The sequence below is a fragment of the Pseudoblastomonas marina genome (genome assembly GCF_014641655.1).
GTDB classification, from domain to species: domain Bacteria; phylum Pseudomonadota; class Alphaproteobacteria; order Sphingomonadales; family Sphingomonadaceae; genus Alteriqipengyuania_A; species Alteriqipengyuania_A marina.
The window spans coordinates 459,288-478,682 of sequence record NZ_BMID01000001.1; the positions used below are offsets into that span (position 1 = coordinate 459,288).

Genomic DNA, 19,395 nt, shown 5'->3' on the forward strand with positions numbered 1-19,395 from the left:
CTCAGCGCCGGTCGAACGCCGCCTGGATTTGCGCCGGGTCGGTAATCCCGCTCGCGAGGAGCAATTGCAGCAGGATCCGGGCCTTGGCCGGGCCGAGCGCGCGCGCGGCGATGAAATGGTTGCGATCGTCGTCTGGATCGCGGTCGACCAGCCCCATGTCGACCCGGGTCGAGCGGACCACAGGGGTACCGCCTTTCGCGGCTTCGGCCAGCGTCGCGCGCACGTCGTCGGGCATGTTGCCCTCGCCAAACCCTGCCAGCACGATTCCCTGTGCATGCGCGGCGAGACACTGGGTCACGGTATCGGCGGGCATGCCGGCATAGGCGTAGAGCACCGGGACCTGCGGAAATTCGTCCGGGAAGGCGAAGCGCGCCTGTTCCTCGCCGCGCCAAGGCGGGCCGAACCATTCGAGCGAGCTCGGCGTGACATGCGCGATCGCGTCGCGCGGGAACCCGGCAAAGGCATCGGTGCCGCTGGTGCGCGACTTGCGCACGTCGCGCGCGGCGAGCACGCGGTCGCTCATCACCACCAGCACGCCCCGCCCGGCGGCATCGTCGTCTGCTGCGACACGCACTGCATTGGCGAAGTTGCGCAGTCCGTCGCTGCCGACGGCATCGGCGGGCCGCATCGCACCCACGATCACCACCGGCTTGGTGTTGGGCAGGGTCAGATCGAGCAGGATCGCGGTTTCCTCGGCGGTATCAGTCCCGTGGGTCAGCACGATCGCATCGACATCATCGTCCGCGAAGCCTGCGAGGATCGCCGCATGAATTTCGCGCCAGATCGCGGGTGACATGTTCTCCGACCCGATCGCCGCTAGTTGCTGGCCGTCGAATTCGACGTCGAGTTCGAGATAATCGGCATTGGCGAGGAATTCCTCGATTCCGATCTGCCCCGGGCGATAGTCGCGCCGGGTGGCCGATCCCGCCCGTCCCGCAATTGTTCCCCCCGTTGCGAGGACCAGAAGTCGTTTCGCCGTCATGCCACGGCCCCTAGCGTCCGCCGCGCGCGATCGGCAATTGAAACTTCATCCTCGCGCGCTAAAGGGATCGCGAAAGGGCGGTTAGCTCAGCTGGTAGAGCATCTCGTTTACACCGAGAGGGTCGGCGGTTCGAACCCGTCACCGCCCACCAGTTTCAACCACGGTTGGAACTTCCGAGCGATAGCGAAGAGGCGTCGATCAATTCGTGACCGGATCGCTGCGCCATTCCTATTCCATAGCCATTGCGGGCTGCGGCCCGGCCGGGCTCGCCGCCGCGCTGCTGCTGTATCGTGCCGGTCACAGTGTAACCTTGTTCGAGCGGTTCGACGTCCCGCGTCCCATCGGCTCGGGATTGATGTTGCAGCCGACCGGCATGGCGGTGCTCGACGCGATGGGCCTGCTCGAGCGCGTGGCTCGCCACGGTGCGCGGATCGACGGTTTGCTGGGTCTGCAGGAGCAAGGCCGATGCGCGCTCGATTCGCCGTATCGAAACCTGGGTACCGACGAGTTCGGCATGGGGATCCACCGCGCCAGCCTGTTCGCGGTGCTCTACGAGGCGGTCGCCGAAGCCGGGATCGACATCCGGACCTCGCAGGATATCGTATCCACCCATGCCGATGCGCGTGAGCGCCGCTTCGTGTTTTCCGATGGCAGCCGAAGCGACGGCTTTGACTTGGCCGTCGATGCGAGCGGCTGGAGCTCGGCGCTCGGCGAGCGAGAACGGGGGCTGCTCCAGTTCGGTGCGCTCTGGGCTACGGTCGAACTCGATCCGGCGGATCCTTTCGCCGGCAATCTCCTCGAACAGCGATACGATCGTGCGGCTCGGATGGTCGGAGTCCTCCCGACAGGGCGACGATCGCTCGAGGGCCCGCGCGAGGCGGCGTTCTTCTGGTCATTGCGGGGCGTCGACCACGAAGCTTGGCGCACCGCCGGGCTGGAGGCGTGGAAGCACGAGGTGCGTCGCATGTGGCCCGAGACGGCCTGCCTGCTCGATCGGATCGACAGCGAAGAGCACCTGACCTTCGCCCGCTATGCGCACCGCACGGCGCCCGGTCCGAACGGCCATCGCTTCATTCGCATCGGCGACGCTTGGCATTGCGCCAGCCCCCAACTGGGCCAGGGTGCCAACATGGCCCTGCTCGATGCATGGGGTTTGGCCCGGGGGCTTGCCCAAGGCCGCACGATCGATGAAGGCTTGCGCCTCGCCGCGCGCTGGCGATCCGACCACGTCCGGCTCTATCAGGCGGTCACCCGCTTCTTTACGCCCTTGTACCAGTCGACAGCCGCGATGCCGGCCCTCCTGCGCGACAGGATGCTGATGCCCCTGTCACGGGTCTGGCCGGGCAAGCCGTTACAGGCCAGGATCATGAGCGGACTCTTCGGATGGCCGTTGCAAACTCTTGGGCTGGAACAACCGGATTACCGGGCACTCGCGCAGGCGATTTCGGCCTAGCTCCCGTCAGCTTCCGCCAGCAGCGCGGCGGCTTCCTCGCTGGTCCAGTCGAGATCGCCGAGCAGGCGCCAGAGTTCCTGCCCGTTGGCGTCGTAATAGATGCTCATCGGCAGGACGCCGCCGGCATAATGGGTGGCGAGCGCATTGTCGGGGTCGAGCCAGGGCTCGAGTTGTTCGAAATTGCGTTCGGCGAAGAACGGGCCGACCGCTTCCTCGCCGGTCAGGTCTTGCGAGATCGTGACCACGCGCAACCCGTCCTGCGCCAGCTCGTCAAGCATCGGCATCTCGGTCACGCAGGGCGCGCACCAAGTCGCCCAGAGGTTTACCAGCACGGGCCGTCCGGCCAGCGCCGGAAGCGCGAGCTCGCTCCCGTCGGCCTGGCGCACGGTGATCGCGGGCAGCATTTCGCCGGCATAATCGCGGTAGACGCCGAATCCCGGCGCGGCTTGCTGCGCTTGCGGTTCTTGCGTGCGTTCCTCCCCGCTCCTATCGCAGCCCGATGCTGCGAGTGCGAGAAAGGCGGCGGAAATGAGCGTGAACGACGACCGCAACGGGGCCTCCCATGCCATGTGGGGTGGACGGTTCGCCGAGGGACCCTCGGCGATCATGCGCGAGATAAATGCCTCGATCCCGTTCGACAAGGCGCTGTGGCGCGAGGACATCCGCGGATCGAAGGCGCATGTCGCGATGCTCGCCGCGCAGGGGATCGTCGGCGAAGATGACGCGCGGCAGATCGACGAGGGGCTCGATGCGATCGCCGCCGAATACGAGCGCGACGGGGTGCCCGAGGACTGGTCGCTCGAAGACATTCACATGACGGTCGAGGCGCGGCTGACCGAGCTCATCGGGCCGGTCGCGGGCAAGCTCCACACCGCGCGCAGCCGCAACGACCAGGTCGCGACCGATTTCCGGCTGTGGACGCTCGACGCGATGCAGGCGGCCGAGGCGGGTCTCGCTACGCTCCAGCGCGCTCTGGTGACGCGCGCGGGCGAGCATGCTGATACGGTGATGCCGGGCTTCACCCATTTGCAGGCCGCTCAGCCGGTCACGCTCGGCCACCACCTGCTCGCCTATTACGAGATGTTCCGGCGCGATCGCTCGCGTTTCGCCGATGCGCGGGCGCGGGCCGACGAATGCCCGCTCGGCAGCGCGGCGCTGGCGGGCACGGGGTTCGCGATCGATCGCGACGCGACGGCCGAAGCTTTGGGCTTCGCGCGCCCGACCTCCAACAGCCTCGATGCCGTCTCGGACCGCGATTTCGCGCTCGATTACCTGATGGCGGCGAGCCAGTGCGCACTGCACCTGTCGCGGCTCGCGGAGGAAATCATTATCTGGGCGAGCCAACCCTTCGGTTTCGTCCGCCTGCCCGACACGCTTTCGACCGGCAGTTCGATCATGCCGCAGAAGAAGAACCCCGATGCGGCCGAACTCGTACGCGGCCATGCCGGGCGGATCGTCGGCGCGGCGACGGCCTTGATGGTGACGATGAAGGGCCTGCCGCTGGCCTATTCGAAAGACATGCAGGACGACAAGCCGCCGGTGTTCGAGGCGCACGGCCTGCTCCAGCTGTGCCTCGCCGCGATGGAAGCGATGATCGCAGACTGCTCTTTCAACGAGGCACGGATGCGCGAAGTCGCCGGGGCGGGGCACCCGACCGCGACCGATCTCGCCGACTGGCTGGTGCGCACGCATGGCGTTCCGTTCCGCGAGGCGCACCACGTTGCCGGCGCTGCGGTGAAGGCCGCCGACGAACACGGCTGCGACCTCGCCGATCTGCCACTTGATGCACTCCAGGCGATCGATGGCCGGATCGACGAAAGCGTGCGCGATTTGCTGACGCTCGACGCCTCGGTCGCGGCGCGCACATCCTATGGCGGGGCCGCGCCCGAGCGGGTAAGGGAGCAGGTGGCGGTGGCGCGCGAGGCGCTGGGCATGGAGGACGCGCGATGAAACGCTTCGGAACTATGGCGCTGGTGTTCGCGCTCGCGGCCTGCGGGACCAAGGCCCCTCTCGAGCCCGCGGCGGGCCAGGAATTGCCGCCCGCTCCCTACGGCCAGGACTACCAGCCGACCGCCGACGAACTGCTCGAACCGAGCGAACAGGCAGTGCCCGAACGCAATGTCGAGCTGCGCGAACGCTCCGAAGAGCGCGAAGACGATCCCTACGACCTTCCTCCCGAGTGACCTTGCCCGATGGACCATTTCTCGCTTCGTGACGGCGTGCTCCACGCCGAGGATGTATCGCTGCCGCAGATCGCGGAGGCGGTCGATACGCCGGTCTACGTCTATTCGCGCGCCACGCTCGAGCGCCATGCGCAGGTCTTCGTCGAAGGTCTGGCGGCGCTCGATGCTCCGCTGATCGCTTTCGCGGTCAAGGCCAATCCCAACCTTGCCGTGCTCAAGGTGCTGGCGCAGCAGGGCTTCGGCGCCGATGTGGTCTCGGGCGGCGAGCTGGCGCGCGCGCTGGCGGCGGGCATGCCGCCCGAACGGATCGTATTCTCGGGCGTGGGCAAGACCCGCACCGAGATGCAAGCCGCGCTCGATGCGGGCATCCGCCAGCTCAATATCGAAAGCGAGGAGGAAGGCCGCGAACTGGCCGAGCTCGCCGCCGCGCGCGGCGAGAATGCGCGTTGCGTGCTGCGAATCAATCCCGACATCGATGCCGGGACGCACGACAAGATCACCACCGGCAAGGCCGACAACAAGTTCGGAGTCCCGATCGCCCGCGCGCGCGAATTGTTCGATGCGCTGGCCGGGCTCGACGGGCTCGCCCTGCGCGGGGTCGCGGTCCATATCGGCAGCCAGCTGGCCTCGCTCGATCCGCTCGAGGCAGCGTTCGAGAAGATCGGTGCGCTGGTGCGGGAACTGCGCGAGGCGGGCCACCCGATCGACACGGTCGATCTCGGCGGCGGCCTCGGCGTGCCCTACAAGGAGGGCGAGACCTATCCGAGCCCAGCCGAATACGGTGCGATGGTCGCGCGCGTCACCGAGGGTTGGGACGTCCAGCTGGTGTTCGAACCGGGACGCGTGATCGCGGGCAATGCCGGCGTCCTTCTGACCCGGGTGATCCGCGTGAAGCGTGGAGTGAACCACCCGTTCTACGTGCTCGACGCGGCGATGAACGACCTGGCCCGCCCGGCGATGTACGGCGCGTGGCACGATATCGTCGCGGTCGAACCCTCGGGAGAGCGCACGACGGCGAACGTCGTCGGGCCTATCTGCGAGACCGGCGATACCTTTGCAATGGACCGCGAGATGGACCGGCTCGCCGCGGGCGATCTTGCCGTGCTTCGCACCGCCGGGGCCTATGGCGCGACGATGGCATCGAGCTACAACAGCCGCGGTTTCGTGCCCGAGGTGCTGGTCGACGGTGAAAAATTCGCGGTGGTGGCCGAACGCCTGAGTGCGGCGGCGATCATGGATGCCGAACCGATCCCCGACTGGCTGGATTAATCCCGCAGCGCGATATTGAGAAACGCGGTCGCGATCGGCTTGTCGCGGTCGTCCTGCCACGCTTCGACCTGGACGTTGGCGATCCGGCGGCCGGCGCGGGTCACGCGGCCGAGCGCGAAGGTGCGCTGCTCGGTTCCGCCGCGCATGAATTCGATCGTGACGTTGACCGGCTTGATCCGGCGCAGACCGCCATCGGCCTCGAGTTCGCACTGTAGCGCGGCGATTGCCGCCATTTCGAGCAGGCCCGAGAGTGCACCGCCGTGGAGATAGCCGGGGCGGCCCTGCACGCGCTCCGAAAAATCCATCGCCAGCACCGGCGCATGGCCTTCGAGCCGTTCGACCTCGATCCCCAGTCCACGCGCATAGGGCGGCAGGCGGCGGGCGATATTGACCTGTTCCTCCGCCATCAGTCGTTCCCGATCATCATGAAGACCCCGGCGGCATGGGCCAGCGGGTCGTCGGGGTCGTCTTCGTAGGCGATACCCCGCACGAAGCTCATCGAGCGCGTCAGCTTGTAGCATTCGCCGCGCCCGATCACGGTCGATCCGGGCGTTGCGGCGCGCGTGTAGTCGATCCTGAGGTCGAGCGTGACCTGCGGCACGAAGGCGTCGCGCTTGGTCCAGACCGACATCGAGGTGCAATTGTCCATCAGCGAGATGATCGGGCCCGAGGCGAGGATCCCGCTCTCTTCCATTCCGACCAGCTCTTGCTTCCACGGCAGCGCCAGCTCGACCCAGCCATCGCCATGCGCGTGATATTGCATGCCGAGCCAGCCCCCGTGCCCGCCGCGCGTCAGCGCCTTGGCCAGCAGGTCGGGCTGGATGTTCGTCGTCGCGGGTCGATCGCTCATGCCGAAGCTCCTGCGGATGCGGCGATCCGATTACAATCTTTTAATTCCGCTTTCGATGCCACCGCTTGCAGCTTGTGCGCGGCCCGCATGCAATTGGTGTGCGGGAACATGAGGAGGGGAAACACATGCAACTGCCCACCATCGACGTGGCATCGCTGCCGTCGCTCGACACGCTCACCGGGATTTTCGGTTCGCTCATGGCGAGCGGATCGCCCGGTTCGGACGATACGCTCATTATCCTGATGACCTATCTCTACGAGATCCTGCCGCCCGACGCGCTGATCTGATCCGGTGCTGATCCGATCGGAATTGCGTGCGCTGCGGGCCGATGACGGCCCGCAGCGCACCGCGCAGGCGGAAATGCATCGCCGGATCGGGGCGTGGCGCGACAGCGCCCGGGTCCGGGCGGTGGACGAGGCGCTCGCATGCTTCGCTGCGGGGGAGAGGCTCGCCGACCTGCCTGCGCTCGCCGCGCTGACGACGTATCGGGGCGCGCGCGAATTTGTCGACGCGCTGGTGGCGGAATTGGTCTGCGGGCTCGACGCTTTACCGCTGGCGCATGTCGCCTTTCGGCACACGCATCATGCGGGGCGCTCCTCGCTGATGCTGTCGCGCGCCGGCCGGGTCACGCTCTCGCTGGAATGTCGCACGCCCGCTTTCGCGGCCGGGGAAGACCCCAGCTCCTGCGTGCTGAGCGATATCGAAAGTTGGGACGTCGTCCTCGCGGGTGCGATGGCGGGCCACCTGATCCGCGCGCGGGAAGAGAGCGGATCGCTGACGTTCGAACAGGACCCGCTCGTCCTGCGACGCGGTGATACGAATGGTCGTCGCGGGAGCCGCGAAGTCCTCGCGATCGAGCATATTGCGAGCTGCCTCACGCTCCTTCGGCTGCAACGCCGCGCAGAGGTGGCCACGCCGGCCCGTGCCTACGATCTCGCGACGGGTGCGCTGATCGGGCAGGCTTCGGGCGACGTCCGCGAAAGCCGCCGGGCGTTGATGGTCGCGCTGCTCGGCCGGATGAACCGCCGCGAGGACGCGCCGGTACTGGCCGGGATCGCGCGCGACGCGGATGAGGTCGCACTGCGGTGGGAAGCGGTGCGCGAATGTCTCGGTCTCGATACCGCCACCGGTTTCCGCCTTCTGGGCGAACTCGCGCAGCGGACCGGCGATCCGATCCAGCCCGACGCCGCGGCATTGCGCGCCCAATTGCTCGAGGCGCACCCGCAGCTCGCCGCGCTCGAGGAGCGCCCGCAATGCCCCGTGTGATCGCATGCGAAGAGGAGGGCGTGATCGGGCTCGACCAGTGCGTCGATGCGCTCGCCCGCGACGGCTTCGATCCGCGCGTGGAGGAGAGCCTGATGCTAGCGGCGCTGCACCTGCGCCAGCTCGGCAACGACCGGCGCTTCCTCGGCGACCTGATCGCGCGCGAACTCGCCGATCGCGAAAGCGTGCCGGACGCGCAGAGCTACGGTCCGCAATCGATCGTGCTGTCCCCGGCGCAATCGGGCGCCTTCCTGCGGGCGAATATCTGGCCGTCGGAAACCGACCAGCCGCTGGTCGCGAGCGGGCGTGCCGCGTTCCAGTACGACCTGCCGCACGACCACAATTTCAACTTCCTGACGCTGGGTTATTTCGGCCCCGGCTATCGCTCGGAATACTGGGAATACGATTACGAAGCGGCGATCGGTTATCGGGAGCAGCGGGTGCCGCTGGTGCCGAAGGGGCGCCAGCAACTGACGCCCGGCAAGCTCATGCTCTATCGCGCGCATGTTGATATCCACCGGCAGTTACCACCCGAATCGATGTCGGTGTCGTTAAACGTCATGCATGTCGACGGGGCCTGCGGCTGGCTCGATCAATACGCTTTCGATGTCGAGCGAGGGACGATTTCGGACCGGCTCGGCGCGGGGTCGAGCGAAGCGTTCATCCGCATCGCGGTTTCCTTGCAGAGCGAGGCGGCCTGCGATCTCGCAGAGCGCTTCGGGCGGACGCACCCCTCGGACCGGATGCGCTATGCCTGCTGGGAAGCCCGGGCGGCGGTCGCCCAGAACGAGACCGCGCGCGATGCGCTATGGCGCGAGGCGGAGGGGGCGGGGAGCCTGCTGGTCGCGAAAGAGGCAGCGCGGCGGCGCCGGGAGCTGGCTGGCTAGAACGCGCTGCCGGTGAGCCTGTCGAGCGCCGATTGCAGGATCACCGCGGCGGCCTGCGCGTCGATCTTCTGCGCGCGTTTGGCGCGCGACAGGCGCTGGTCGATCATCGCCGCATCGGCGCTTGCGGTCGACAGGCGCTCGTCCCAGAGCAGGATCGGCAGGCCTATATCGGCGAGGTTGCGGGCATAGGCGCGGCTCGCCTGGCAGCGCGGCCCGGCACTCCCGTCCATGTTGAGCGGCAGGCCGACGACGATCCCCTCGACCCGCCGCGCGGCGATCAGCTCGGTCAGTTTCGCGCGGTCGACGGTGAACTTGCCACGCGGCAACACCTTGTCGGGTGTCGCGAAGCGCCACCCGGCATCGCAAGTCGCGGTGCCCACTGTCTTTGTGCCCACGTCGAGTGCGAGCAGCACGCCGCCATCGGGCAGCGCGTCGCGGAACTCGCTCGCGTTGTCGGTGACGAAGCTCATCGCGGCGCGCTCATTGGCCGAACGCGGCGACGCGGCGCGCGAAATCCTCGCGCAGGTTCAGCCAGAACAGCGGGATGTCGTAGACGTGATAATTGTTGCCGGGCAGCACGCCCTGGCCGACTTCGGGCGGATCGCCGATATAGAGGAAGCCCTCCTCGCCGCAGCGCGCCGGGACGGACTCGGCCACGAGCTCGGCCTCGGTCAGCTCGGCATTGGGCACCAGCGTACCACGATTGCTGGTCGCGGGCGCGTCTTCGCTGGGCGTGCCGGTCAGCGGGTTGGTGCACAGGAACGGGCTCGTCCCGCGGGGGGTCCCGTCGAGCCCGGGCGAGCTGGCATAGGCCTCGAGCGTGAGCGAGGTATCGGCCGGCTCGGCATAGCTCGACCAGCTGAGGATGCAGCCGGTGCTGTCAGCCGTTTCGCAGGCCGGGAGCGGGAGCTCGGGCAGGTCATGATCGAGGCTCAGTGGCCACCCCACGATATAAGCAGCGGCGATCCGTTCGGCGACCGGCGTGCCTTTCACCCGGCGCGCCAGCAGGGTCATCGCGTGAAACGCTCCCTGGCTGTGCCCGGCGATCACGATTGGGCGGTCCGCGTCGATCTCTTCGAGGAACTGGTCGAACGCCATTTCGACGTCGCGATAGGCGGCTTCCAGCGCTTCGTCGCCTTCGGGCTTGTCGGTCAGGAACGCGCCGAACGTCGCCTGGCGATAGCGCGGCGCCCACAATTCGGTGGCGCCGTTGAACGGGCTCGCAAGCCCGCGCAGGAACAGCGTCGCGCGGGCGTTGGCGCTCGAGTCCTCGAGCGGGGCGTTCCACGCCTGCTTGCTGAAGAAGCTGGTCGGGTGGATGAAGAACACCGCTGCTTCGGGCGCGTCCTCGCCTCGATCGAATCCCTCGGGCAGGAAATCGGCCGGATCGTCCACCATGCCCGGGCGCGAGAACCACATCGCCGGGTTCGCATAGACGCTTTCCTCGAGCGCTTCCTGTTCGACGAATTCGACGTCGGGCACCGTGGCGTAGCGCGTTAACTCATTGGCATAGATGTTGAGCAGGAACGCGCCCGCGATCACGAGCACCGCGATTCCGGCGATGAAATACAGGAACTTGCGGGCCATCAGGTCGCTTCGCCGACTTTCTTGCGCTGGGCGCGCCGGGCCCGGTCGGCCTTCAGCGCATCGTCGCGATCGTTGTTTTCGGAACGCTGCTCGAGCGCCGTCTTGATCATCGCTACGATCGGATCGGCGAGGGCCAGCCCGAGGATTCCGAACAGCGCGCCGAGGATCAGCTGCGCGGCGAGCACCAGCGCGGGGGCGAGATCGACGGTCTTCTTCGCGATCATCGGGATCAGGATATACCCGTCGATCATCTGCACCGCGAAATAGACGAAGATCGTGTAGAGGCCCATCTCGACCCCACCCGAGAAGCCGACCAGGACCATCAGAACGCCCGAGATCAGCGCACCGATATTGGGGATGAAGGCGAGCAATCCGGTCAGCAGCGCCAGCAGCGCCGCCATCGGCACGCCGTAGAGCGCGAGCAGGATGTAGGTGAAGATCCCCTCGATCACCATACCGAGCAGGCGGCCGGCCATCAGTCGGCGCAGTGTGTGGCCGAGCCGGGTGACGAGGACGTGGAAGTCGTCGCGCTTCTTCTTCGTGACCATCCACGAGACGCCGCGTTCGTAGACGTTCGGGTCGATCGCGATGAAGATGCCGATGATCGCGATGAGGAGCAGCGTCGTCAGTCCGCCGACCACGCCGCCGATCGCGCGCGTGATCGTGCCGACCCCGCTCGAAACCTGGCCGATGATGTCGCGGATATTGCTCTGGTCGACCGCGAATCCGTTCTCGGCGGCCCAGGCGAACAGCCGGCCGACCTGCTGCCCGATAAGGGTCGAGAACTCGGCCGCCTGCTGGGCGATCTGCGTGCCCGCAAAATAGCCGAGCCACGCGAGGAAGGCGACCATGCCGAGCAGGATGATCGTGACCCGCCAGCCGCGACCGATCTTCAGTCCGCGGCCGAGCAGGCGGGCGCCGCCGTCGATCATCGCTGCAAAAACAAGCGCGCCCACGATGATCAGGATCGGCTGGGCGATGGTCCACGCGATATAGGCGGCGCCGACCACCGCAACCCAGATCGTCGCGCGCTGGAGTTCCCCGCGCATCTTGGGGTCGGTGATCCGGGTCGGGCTGGCCTGTTCGGACCGCGAGGTTTGGTGTTCGGCCTTGCTCATTCGGTTTTCGCTTCCCTCACTTCGATGGTGTCGGCGGGTACCGGTCGCCGCACCGGGCGCAAACTGCGCCAGGCGCGACCTTCGCGCAAGGCTCCCCACCACGAGAGCGGGTTCCAGCTTGCGCTGCCGTCGAGCGAAAAGGTAATGAATTCGGCGCGCCCACCGACATCGGCGAGCGGGACCGGGCCACCCAGGCCCTGTTCGAAACCGGCGGGTACGCGGCTGTCGGACGAGTAGTCGCGATTGTCGCCCATCAGGAAGACATGGCCCTCGGGGACGGTGATCTCGTCCATCTCGTCGCTGTATTTGGGTTCGTCGTCGGTGACGAGGTAGCTTGCGCCGTTGGGCATGGTTTCGCGCAGGACCGGGATGCGGCACAGATCGCCGCCGCCGTCGGCGCTACGCACGACATCGCCCGACGAGCTGTGGCCGCAGGGCATGTTGAGATCGACCGGCACGTCGATCGCGGGCTCGACCTCCTGCGGAACGATGCGACCGTTGAGCACGATCCGCCCGCCGCGCAGCGCGATCCGGTCGCCGGGCAGCGCGACCACGCGTTTGATATAGTCTTCCTTGCGGTCGGGGGGGACGACGATCACCACGTCGCCATATTCGGGCGTGCCGCCGAACACGCGCCAGTCGCCGCGCGGCAGGACGTGGAAGCTCGCCGAGACCCAGCTGTAGCCGTAGGGCCACTTGCTGACGACGAGGCGGTCGCCGACCAGCAGGCCCGGCATCATCGATCCGGAAGGAATGTAGAACGGCTTGGCGACGAAGCTGTGGAACGCCAGCACGGCGAGCAGCATCAGCGCGAGGCCGCGCAATTCCCCCAGCCAGTCGATCGGGGTCTTGTCGTCTTCGGAAGCGGCGGTCTCGCCGGAGGGTCGTTCGGTCATGCGGGGAATGCTTCGATCACCACCAGGGCCTGCGCCCATGGATGATCGTCGGTGAGGGTCAGGTGAATATGCGCCTCATGACCATCGGGCACGATCTCCGCAAGCCGTTTCGCAGCGCCGCCGGTCAGCGCCAGCGTCGGCTTGCCCGAAGGGGCGTTGACCACCCCGATATCCTTCATGAACACCCCGCGCTTGAAACCGGTCCCGACTGCCTTGGAGAAGGCCTCCTTCGCGGCGAATCGCTTGGCGTAGGTGCCTGCCCGTGCCAGTTCGCGGCGCTGCGCCTTGGCGCGCTCCACTTCGGTGAAGCAACGCCGCTCGAACCGCTCGCCGTGGCGATCGAGCGCGGACTGAATCCGCTCGATATTGCAGAGGTCGGAGCCGAGCCCGATGATCAACGCGCTTCGTCCATCAGGTCGCGCATGCGGCGGACGGCTTCTTCGAGCCCGACGAACACCGCCTCGCCGACGAGGTAATGCCCGATATTGAGTTCGGCGAGCTGCGGAATGGCGGCGATCGGCTGCACGTTCTCGTAGGTCAGCCCGTGCCCCGCATGCGGTTCGATCCCGTTCTTCGAGGCGAGCGCGGCCATGTCGGCGATGCGTTTCAACTCGCGCGCGGTCCGCTCGCTGTCACCATCGAGCTGCGCGTGGGCGTACTCGCCGGTGTGGAATTCGACCACCGGCACCCCGAGCCTGAGCGCGGCGTCCAATTGTCGCTCGCTCGCCTCGATGAACAGGCTGACGCGGATATCGGCCTCGCGCAGCGAATCGACGTAGCGCTGCAAATGGTTGTGCTGGCCGGCCGCATCGAGCCCACCCTCGGTGGTGCGTTCCTCGCGCTTCTCTGGGACGATGCAGGCGGCGTGCGGCCTGTGTGCGAGCGCGATCGCGAGCATTTCGTCGGTCGCCGCCATTTCGAGGTTCAGCGGCAGGTCGGTCGCATCCTGGATGCGCCGCAGGTCCTCGTCGCGGATATGGCGGCGATCCTCGCGCAGATGCGCGGTGATCCCGTCGCCGCCGACGCTGGCGACGATCTCGGCCGCGCGCACCGGGTCGGGGTGGTCGCCACCGCGCGCGTTGCGGATCGTCGCGACGTGATCGATGTTCACACCGAGGCGGAGCGGGCGGTTCAAGCCTTGCGGCTCCCGGGCTTGGTCACCGGCACCGCGGCGAGCTCCGCGGGGACCTCATCCTCGGCATAGGTCGGGAACGTCAGTTCGATCAGCGGGAAGAACGGCACGCCGAGATCGACTTCGCCCGCCGAGCGATCGACCAGCGCGACCTCCGCGATCACCTCGCCGCCTGCCGCTGCGACCGCCGCGATCGCCTCGCGGCTCGACAGGCCGGTGGTCACGACGTCCTCGACCATCAGGCATTTCTCGCCCGGTTCGATCCCGAATCCGCGGCGCAGCTCGAAGGTGCCGGTCGGGCGTTCGAGGAAGATCGCTTCCTTGCCGAGCGCGCGGCCCATTTCATGACCGATGATCAATCCGCCCATCGCCGGGCTCACGACTTTCTGGATCTCGCCGCGAATCTCGCGCGGGATCTTGCGGCTGAGTGCCATCGCCAGCCGGCCGGCGCGTTCGGGGTCCATCAGTACGCGCGCGCACTGGAGGTAATTGGCGCTGTGACGGCCCGAGGAGAGGACGAAATGCCCCTCCAGCAGCGCTTCGGCGGCGCGGAATTCGGCAAGGACCTCTTCATCGGACATCGGGTCTGGAATCTCCTGTCGTGCGCGCCGACGGGCGCGTTGGAAAAATTCCCTAGAGGCGCTTGAGAACCCTCGCAACCATGCGTATAGGCCCGCTCATTCCTGCGGCTGCGGGAGCATGGCGCGCATCGGCGCGACAGCGGGTTCCCAAGCCGGTATTCCACGATGGAAAGCGACATCACTGCCATGATTCTTCGCAATTTGAGCCGTTTCGTATTTGCCGGGGCCGCTGCGGCCTCGCTCGCGCTGGGAGGTGCTGCCGCCGCTCAGGACACCGCGACCGAAACCGAACAGGCCGCCCAGGTCGAGCAGGCCGCGGGCGACGACGCGCCTGCCGCCGCCACCGAGGCGCTGGCTGATGCCGAAGTCGGCGAAGAAGCGGGCAGCTACGAATATATGGGCCCCGACATGATCAAGGGGCAGCCGGAAAACTGGGGCTGGACCTTCCAGCCGCAATATACCGAGACCGGCGAAAGCGCCCTGTTCCTGCACAATGCGATCCTGATGCCGGTGATCGTCATCATCTCGCTGTTCGTGCTGGTGCTCCTGCTGCTGGTGATCGCCAAGTATCGTCGCGGCGCGAACCCGGTGCCGTCGAAGACGAGCCACAACACCGTGCTCGAAGTCTTCTGGACGGTCATTCCCGCGCTGATCCTGCTCGGGATCGCGATCCCGTCGATCAACCTGATCCGGGCGCAGTACAAGCCCGCGCCCGCGGATGCGATCACCGTCAAGGCGACCGGCTGGCAGTGGTACTGGACCTATTCGTTCCCCGACAACGGCGATTTCGAAATCACCTCGAACATGATGGACGAGGCCGAGGCCAAGGAAAAAGGCTTCCCGGGCCAGCTCGAAGTCGACAACCGCCTCGTGCTGCCGGTCGGCGTGCCGATCCGCCTGCAGACCACGGCGGCCGACGTGATCCATTCGTTCGCCGTGCCTTCGCTGTGGTTCAAGCTCGACGCCGTGCCGGGCCGGATCAACGAGAAAGTGCTGACCATCAAGGAGCCGGGCATCTATTACGGCCAGTGCTCCGAGCTGTGCGGCGCGCGTCATGGCTACATGCCGATCGCGATCGAAGCCGTGCCGATGGCGCGCTGGGAACAGTGGGTCGCCGCGCAGGGCGGCACCGTCGGCGGCGACACCGCCGAAGACAGCGAAGCCGCGCCGCTGGCTGCCCCCGCCTCGAGCACCGAAGGTGCCGAGACCGCGGGCGAAGCGCCCACCGATTCGGCCGGCGCCGCCGCCGAAGCCGCCAACTGATTTCTCGCTAAGGTAAGCAAAGACCATGGCCACGACCGCAAATCCCGAACACGTTCCGGCTCACTCCGATCATGACGCGCACGATGCGCATCACGATCACAAGCCGGGCTTCTTCACGCGCTGGTTCCTTTCGACCAACCACAAGGACATCGGCACGCTCTACCTGATCTTCGCGATCTTCGCGGGGATCATCGGGGGCGCGATCTCCGGGATCATGCGCGCCGAACTCGCCGAGCCGGGCATCCAGTACCTCGGCTGGTGGGTGAACTTCATGGGGGGCGAGGCGAACTTCGACCAGAACCTCCACATGTGGAACGTGCTGATTACCGCGCACGGCCTGATCATGGTGTTCTTCATGGTCATGCCGGCGATGATCGGCGGGTTCGGCAACTGGTTCGTGCCGCTGATGATCGGTGCGCCGGACATGGCGTTCCCGCGCATGAACAACATCTCTTACTGGCTGACCACCGTCGCCTTCTGCAGCCTGCTGTTCTCGATGTTCGTGCCAGGCGGCACGGGTAACGGTGCGGGGACGGGCTGGACGGTCTACGCTCCGCTCTCCACGCTCGGCTCGCGCGGGCCCGCGGTCGACTTCGCGATCTTCTCGCTCCACCTTGCGGGTGCGGCGTCGATCCTCGGGGCGATCAACTTCATCACCACCATCTTCAACATGCGCGCGCCGGGCATGACCCTGCACAAGATGCCGCTGTTCGTGTGGTCGGTGCTGGTTACCGCCTTCCTGCTGCTGCTCGCGCTGCCGGTCCTCGCCGCCGCGATCACCATGCTGCTGACCGACCGTAATTTCGGGACGACGTTCTTCGATCCCGCGGGCGGCGGCGATCCGATCCTTTACCAGCACCTGTTCTGGTTCTTCGGCCATCCCGAAGTCTACATCATGATCCTGCCGGGCTTCGGCATGGTCAGCCAGATCGTCGCGACCTTCAGCCGCAAGCCGGTGTTCGGCTATCTCGGCATGGCCTACGCGATGGTCGCGATCGGCGTGATCGGCTTCGTCGTGTGGGCGCACCACATGTACACCGTCGGCCTCGACGTGAACACGAAGATGTACTTCACCGCCGCAACGATGATCATCGCGGTCCCGACGGGCGTGAAGATCTTCAGCTGGGTCGCCACGATGTGGGGCGGCAGCCTCGAGTTCAAGTCGCCCATGGTCTGGGCGCTGGGCTTCATCTTCCTCTTCACCGTTGGCGGCGTCACGGGCATCGTGCTGTCGAATGGCGGCGTCGACGACAACCTCCACGACACCTACTACGTGGTCGCGCACTTCCACTACGTGCTGTCGATGGGTGCGGTGTTCTCGCTCTTCGCGGGATTCTATTACTGGTTCCCGAAGATGAGCGGTCGCTGGCACAGCGAATTCCTCGCCCACCTGCACTTCTGGGTGTTCTTCATCGGCGTGAACGTGATCTTCTTCCCGATGCACTTCCTCGGCGTGCAGGGCATGCCGCGGCGCTATCCGGACTTCGCCGAAGCCTATGCAGGCTGGAACGAAGTGGCGAGCTGGGGCTACGTGATCATGGCCGCGTCGATGGTGATCTTCTTCGTCAACCTCGCCTACGCGTTCCTTGCCGGCCGCAAGGCGGAAGACAATTACTGGGGCGAAGGTGCCACGACGCTCGAATGGAGCCTGTCGAGCCCGCCACCGTTCCACCAGTTCGAAACGCTGCCGGTGATCGAGGACCACCACGACCACCACCACCACATCAAGCCCGCACCGGCGCACTGAGCGCCAGCGTGATCGGCAAGGAAGAGGGCGCTCCCGCGGGAGCGCCCTTTTTCTATGGCATCGAGGCCGACCACGCGGTCGCGACCACGAGCAGCGCCGCATCGCGGCGTCCGGCGGCCAATGCCGCCTCGTTCGCACTGCCAGCCGCGGCATCGGTCCTGCCACGGGCGGCCAGCCGCGCATCGAGGCTGCGGCGGGCGGGCGAGAGCGCCGCGCCCGGCCGTCCGCTCGCCAGCAGGTAGCGCGCATAGGGATCGCTCACCGCCAGCACCTGCTCACTATCGCGGCCATAGACGCCGCTGAGCACGCGGATTTCGCGCGCGAAGAGTTCGGTCGCTTCGAGCTTGCCCTGGGTGGCGAGGTTGCGCGCAAGTTCGAGCCGCGCCTCGCGCATCTCGCTGCCTTCACGCGGGACCATCGAGTTCTCCTGGGTGCGGATCAATATGTTCCGGCGGATCGGTTCCGCCGCAGCCGCTTGGCCGCGACGCTCGAGGATCGTCGCCAGCAACCGGCGGCTCTCGCGGTCGGGGGTTACGAACCCCGCCGCCATGCTCCAATCCGCGTCGGGCGCGCCCAGCGCCACTGCCTCGCGCGCGGTGCGCTCGGCTTCGGCCAGCTCTCCCCTTGCCAGCAGCACTTCGGTTCGCACGAGGACAAAGCCCTTGAGCACGAAGGGCTCGGCCTCGGCCGCGCGGACCTTGGCCAGCACGTCCTCGCTGACGGCCTCGGCTTCGGTCAATTCGCCGCGGCGGATCAGATTGGCGATGAAGGGCGCGAAATAATCGAGCGTGGCGCTCTCGGCGTATTGGCCATAGCCGCGCGCAATGTCCCATAGCTGGCGATAGAGCACGCCCGCCTCGGCCAGCCGCGCCTGTGCTTCGAGCGCGGCCGCGAGCCGGGTGGCGAATTCGTGGCCCCAGCCCGAATCGAGCGAGAACCGGGCTTCGTAAAATTGCAGCAGCGAGGCGAGGATCGGCTCGGCCTCGCTTGCACGCCCGGCCGCGAATAAGGCCTGGGCATGGCTGGAGAGCAGCGAGCGAAGTTCTTCGTCCTCGATCGTCAGTTCGCGCCGATAGACCGGCAGGACCACCGCATGAAGGGCGAGCTGCCCCGCGCGGCCTATCCCGGTCAAGCCTTCGACCTCGAGCAGCTTGCGGGCGTCGTCGAGCGACAAGTCCGGAGCGTCGAGGCGCTCGCTGCGGCCGAGAACGATACTGGTCGCGGCACGTGCCCGGCCTTGCTGGAACAGCAATCCGGCGCGCCGGTCCGGATCGAACTCGACGGTGGAACCGGACAGCGCTGCCTGTGCGTCGTCGAGCCGACCTTCGCTTTCGGCGATCGTCGCCTGCAATTCGCGCAGGTTGGCGACAACCTGATCGGCGCGCCCCCCGGTACGATCGAACAGCGCCAGCAACTCGGCGACGAGCCTCGGCGCGCCGTCGCGCCTAGCACCGCCCCACGACCATTCGCTCCTCGCCCGCCCGAACATTTCCTGCGCTGCGGCTGCCTCTAGCGCGGCGTCGGGACCGTTGAGGACCGGCGCGTAAAGCTTGCCGAGTAATTCGTATTTTCCCTGCAGCGTCGCCGCGAAGGCGATCACGCCCAGTCCGCGTGCCACGCCATCGACCAATTCCTCGCGTTCGGTGACGGAGGACCGGAGGCTGAGGATCGCCGAATAGCTTCCCGCGACGAGTGCGTAATATTCGTATCCGCGCCAATCCTTCCCATCGAAGGCGGCGCTGCGTTCGGCGAGCCAGGCGGTGTAGCTTTCCAGCCTCTCATCAGATCCGGCGGCGAGAAACTGGTCGACGTCGCGTGCGCCGTCCCGGGCGAGATGGAGCGACAATACCTCCTCGAAACCGGCGCGGGCAGCCTGCTTATCGCCAGCGGAAACACCTGCCACCCCGGCGACGAATGCGGCCTCCATCGCGCTGATTTCCGCATCTGCTTCGACCGAGGCGACCGGCTGCGCGCGGATGGTCGCGGGGGCGGACAGGGATAGGGCCGTTGCAGCCAGCAGCGCGGCGTATCGTATGCTCAACCCTCGGCTCCCCCTTCGTGGCGGGAGCGCTTATGCCACTTCCTACCCCGACGCGTCGATTGTCGATTTCGTACCGGCGCATCGGTCGCTTTCCACACGGCCCTTGTCCGCCTATAGGCGCGCTTGTCGTGACATCCATCGAT

21 protein-coding genes and 1 tRNA gene are annotated in these 19,395 nt (G+C 66.9%); 10 read left to right on the forward strand and 12 right to left on the reverse strand.

Going from position 1 to position 19,395, the window contains the following annotated elements:
- Position 1 precedes the first annotated feature (1 nt).
- Positions 2-982 carry an asparaginase gene (locus IEW49_RS02175; RefSeq protein ID WP_188641140.1) on the reverse strand — a complete coding sequence of 327 codons (981 nt, stop codon included), beginning with the start codon at positions 980-982 and terminating at the stop codon, positions 2-4.
- Positions 983-1,057: 75 nt separating this feature from the next.
- Here IEW49_RS02175 and IEW49_RS02180 point away from each other — a divergent pair.
- Together IEW49_RS02180 and IEW49_RS02185 are read left to right on the forward strand one after the other, a co-directional pair.
- Positions 1,058-1,133, forward strand: a tRNA-Val gene (locus IEW49_RS02180).
- 54 nt (positions 1,134-1,187) lie between these two features.
- A complete protein-coding gene (locus tag IEW49_RS02185; RefSeq protein WP_229658044.1) occupies positions 1,188-2,435 on the forward strand; it encodes an FAD-dependent oxidoreductase in 1,248 nt (415 codons plus the stop codon).
- Here the strand turns inward: IEW49_RS02185 and IEW49_RS02190 are convergent.
- Positions 2,432-3,004 (reverse strand): TlpA family protein disulfide reductase, encoded by a 573-nt coding sequence (locus IEW49_RS02190; RefSeq protein ID WP_188641141.1) that lies wholly within the window; start codon positions 3,002-3,004, stop codon positions 2,432-2,434. The two genes, IEW49_RS02185 and IEW49_RS02190, sit on opposite strands and share 4 nt — an antisense overlap.
- Here IEW49_RS02190 and argH point away from each other — a divergent pair.
- The 3 genes from argH to lysA are packed head-to-tail and all read left to right on the forward strand — an operon-like array spanning position 3,003 to position 5,887.
- The gene (argH, locus tag IEW49_RS02195) at positions 3,003-4,385 is read left to right on the forward strand and encodes an argininosuccinate lyase (protein WP_188643056.1); all 1,383 of its coding nucleotides are present in this window, start codon (positions 3,003-3,005) and stop codon (positions 4,383-4,385) included. The genes IEW49_RS02190 and argH overlap by 2 nt on opposite strands.
- Positions 4,382-4,618, forward strand: coding sequence for a hypothetical protein (locus tag IEW49_RS02200; protein ID WP_188641142.1), 237 nt, complete (start codon positions 4,382-4,384; stop codon positions 4,616-4,618). The genes argH and IEW49_RS02200 overlap by 4 nt, the downstream gene beginning before the upstream one ends.
- Positions 4,619-4,627: 9 nt before the next feature.
- Positions 4,628-5,887, forward strand: a complete 1,260-nt coding sequence (gene lysA / locus IEW49_RS02205; RefSeq protein WP_188641143.1) for a diaminopimelate decarboxylase — start codon at positions 4,628-4,630, stop codon at positions 5,885-5,887.
- Here the strand turns inward: lysA and IEW49_RS02210 are convergent.
- A complete protein-coding gene (locus tag IEW49_RS02210) occupies positions 5,884-6,294 on the reverse strand; it encodes a PaaI family thioesterase (protein ID WP_188641144.1) in 411 nt (136 codons plus the stop codon). The genes lysA and IEW49_RS02210 overlap by 4 nt on opposite strands.
- Positions 6,294-6,650 carry a PaaI family thioesterase gene (locus tag IEW49_RS02215; protein WP_229658203.1) on the reverse strand — a complete coding sequence of 119 codons (357 nt, stop codon included), beginning with the start codon at positions 6,648-6,650 and terminating at the stop codon, positions 6,294-6,296. Before IEW49_RS02215 ends, IEW49_RS02210 begins: the two co-directional genes overlap by 1 nt.
- 212 nt (positions 6,651-6,862) lie before the next feature.
- Between IEW49_RS02215 and IEW49_RS02220 the strand changes: the two genes are divergently transcribed.
- Genes IEW49_RS02220 through IEW49_RS02230 form a run of 3 tightly spaced genes read left to right on the forward strand, consistent with a single transcriptional unit; the run spans position 6,863 to position 8,887 of the window.
- Entirely contained in the window at positions 6,863-7,024 is a 162-nt protein-coding gene (locus IEW49_RS02220; RefSeq protein ID WP_188641146.1) for a hypothetical protein, read from the forward strand.
- A 4-nt stretch (positions 7,025-7,028) separates the two neighbouring features.
- Entirely contained in the window at positions 7,029-8,003 is a 975-nt protein-coding gene (locus tag IEW49_RS02225) for a hypothetical protein (RefSeq protein ID WP_188641147.1), read from the forward strand.
- The gene (locus IEW49_RS02230) at positions 7,991-8,887 is read left to right on the forward strand and encodes a transposase (protein ID WP_188641148.1); all 897 of its coding nucleotides are present in this window, start codon (positions 7,991-7,993) and stop codon (positions 8,885-8,887) included. The genes IEW49_RS02225 and IEW49_RS02230 overlap by 13 nt, the downstream gene beginning before the upstream one ends.
- Here IEW49_RS02230 and ruvX read toward each other — a convergent pair.
- From ruvX to pyrE, 7 genes are read right to left on the reverse strand one after another with little or no spacing between them, the layout of a single operon-like run.
- The gene (ruvX, locus tag IEW49_RS02235) at positions 8,884-9,357 is read right to left on the reverse strand and encodes a Holliday junction resolvase RuvX (protein WP_188641149.1); all 474 of its coding nucleotides are present in this window, start codon (positions 9,355-9,357) and stop codon (positions 8,884-8,886) included. The genes IEW49_RS02230 and ruvX overlap by 4 nt on opposite strands.
- 10 nt (positions 9,358-9,367) lie before the next feature.
- Positions 9,368-10,474: a DUF3089 domain-containing protein gene (locus IEW49_RS02240; protein ID WP_188641150.1), complete on the reverse strand. Its 1,107-nt coding sequence runs from the start codon at positions 10,472-10,474 to the stop codon at positions 9,368-9,370.
- On the reverse strand, positions 10,474-11,592 hold the full coding sequence (locus IEW49_RS02245) for an AI-2E family transporter (protein ID WP_188641151.1): 1,119 nt from the start codon (positions 11,590-11,592) through the stop codon (positions 10,474-10,476). The genes IEW49_RS02240 and IEW49_RS02245 overlap by 1 nt, the downstream gene beginning before the upstream one ends.
- On the reverse strand, positions 11,589-12,488 hold the full coding sequence (gene lepB / locus IEW49_RS02250; RefSeq protein ID WP_188641152.1) for a signal peptidase I: 900 nt from the start codon (positions 12,486-12,488) through the stop codon (positions 11,589-11,591). Before lepB ends, IEW49_RS02245 begins: the two co-directional genes overlap by 4 nt.
- Positions 12,485-12,886 carry a holo-ACP synthase gene (acpS, locus tag IEW49_RS02255; protein ID WP_188641153.1) on the reverse strand — a complete coding sequence of 134 codons (402 nt, stop codon included), beginning with the start codon at positions 12,884-12,886 and terminating at the stop codon, positions 12,485-12,487. Before acpS ends, lepB begins: the two co-directional genes overlap by 4 nt.
- Positions 12,883-13,623, reverse strand: coding sequence for a pyridoxine 5'-phosphate synthase (locus IEW49_RS02260; RefSeq protein ID WP_188641154.1), 741 nt, complete (start codon positions 13,621-13,623; stop codon positions 12,883-12,885). The genes acpS and IEW49_RS02260 overlap by 4 nt, the downstream gene beginning before the upstream one ends.
- A complete protein-coding gene (gene pyrE / locus IEW49_RS02265) occupies positions 13,620-14,201 on the reverse strand; it encodes an orotate phosphoribosyltransferase (RefSeq protein WP_188641155.1) in 582 nt (193 codons plus the stop codon). Before pyrE ends, IEW49_RS02260 begins: the two co-directional genes overlap by 4 nt.
- A gap of 186 nt (positions 14,202-14,387) precedes the next feature.
- Between pyrE and coxB the strand changes: the two genes are divergently transcribed.
- Complete coding sequence (gene coxB / locus IEW49_RS02270; RefSeq protein ID WP_188641156.1) at positions 14,388-15,464, forward strand: cytochrome c oxidase subunit II; 1,077 nt, start codon at positions 14,388-14,390, stop codon at positions 15,462-15,464.
- 25 nt (positions 15,465-15,489) lie between these two features.
- Entirely contained in the window at positions 15,490-17,211 is a 1,722-nt protein-coding gene (ctaD, locus tag IEW49_RS02275) for a cytochrome c oxidase subunit I (protein ID WP_188641157.1), read from the forward strand.
- Positions 17,212-17,263: 52 nt separating this feature from the next.
- Here ctaD and IEW49_RS02280 read toward each other — a convergent pair whose 3' ends face one another.
- Positions 17,264-19,252, reverse strand: coding sequence for a tetratricopeptide repeat protein (locus tag IEW49_RS02280; protein ID WP_188641158.1), 1,989 nt, complete (start codon positions 19,250-19,252; stop codon positions 17,264-17,266).
- Positions 19,253-19,395: the final 143 nt, after the last annotated feature.

Bases quoted from the DNA above. Each gene is read 5' to 3' on its own strand.
- IEW49_RS02175 (WP_188641140.1), bottom strand. From the start codon at position 982: ATGACGGCGAAACGACTTCTGGTCCTCGCAACGGGGGGAACAATTGCG.
- argH (WP_188643056.1), top strand. From the start codon at position 3,003: ATGTGGGGTGGACGGTTCGCCGAGGGACCCTCGGCGATCATGCGCGAG.
- IEW49_RS02190 (WP_188641141.1), bottom strand. From the start codon at position 3,004: ATGGCATGGGAGGCCCCGTTGCGGTCGTCGTTCACGCTCATTTCCGCC.
- IEW49_RS02200 (WP_188641142.1), top strand. From the start codon at position 4,382: ATGAAACGCTTCGGAACTATGGCGCTGGTGTTCGCGCTCGCGGCCTGC.
- lysA (WP_188641143.1), top strand. From the start codon at position 4,628: ATGGACCATTTCTCGCTTCGTGACGGCGTGCTCCACGCCGAGGATGTA.
- IEW49_RS02210 (WP_188641144.1), bottom strand. From the start codon at position 6,294: ATGGCGGAGGAACAGGTCAATATCGCCCGCCGCCTGCCGCCCTATGCG.
- IEW49_RS02215 (WP_229658203.1), bottom strand. From the start codon at position 6,650: ATGCAATATCACGCGCATGGCGATGGCTGGGTCGAGCTGGCGCTGCCG.
- IEW49_RS02220 (WP_188641146.1), top strand. From the start codon at position 6,863: ATGCAACTGCCCACCATCGACGTGGCATCGCTGCCGTCGCTCGACACG.
- IEW49_RS02230 (WP_188641148.1), top strand. From the start codon at position 7,991: ATGCCCCGTGTGATCGCATGCGAAGAGGAGGGCGTGATCGGGCTCGAC.
- ruvX (WP_188641149.1), bottom strand. From the start codon at position 9,357: ATGAGCTTCGTCACCGACAACGCGAGCGAGTTCCGCGACGCGCTGCCC.
- IEW49_RS02240 (WP_188641150.1), bottom strand. From the start codon at position 10,474: ATGGCCCGCAAGTTCCTGTATTTCATCGCCGGAATCGCGGTGCTCGTG.
- IEW49_RS02245 (WP_188641151.1), bottom strand. From the start codon at position 11,592: ATGAGCAAGGCCGAACACCAAACCTCGCGGTCCGAACAGGCCAGCCCG.
- lepB (WP_188641152.1), bottom strand. From the start codon at position 12,488: ATGACCGAACGACCCTCCGGCGAGACCGCCGCTTCCGAAGACGACAAG.
- pyrE (WP_188641155.1), bottom strand. From the start codon at position 14,201: ATGTCCGATGAAGAGGTCCTTGCCGAATTCCGCGCCGCCGAAGCGCTG.
- coxB (WP_188641156.1), top strand. From the start codon at position 14,388: ATGATTCTTCGCAATTTGAGCCGTTTCGTATTTGCCGGGGCCGCTGCG.
- ctaD (WP_188641157.1), top strand. From the start codon at position 15,490: ATGGCCACGACCGCAAATCCCGAACACGTTCCGGCTCACTCCGATCAT.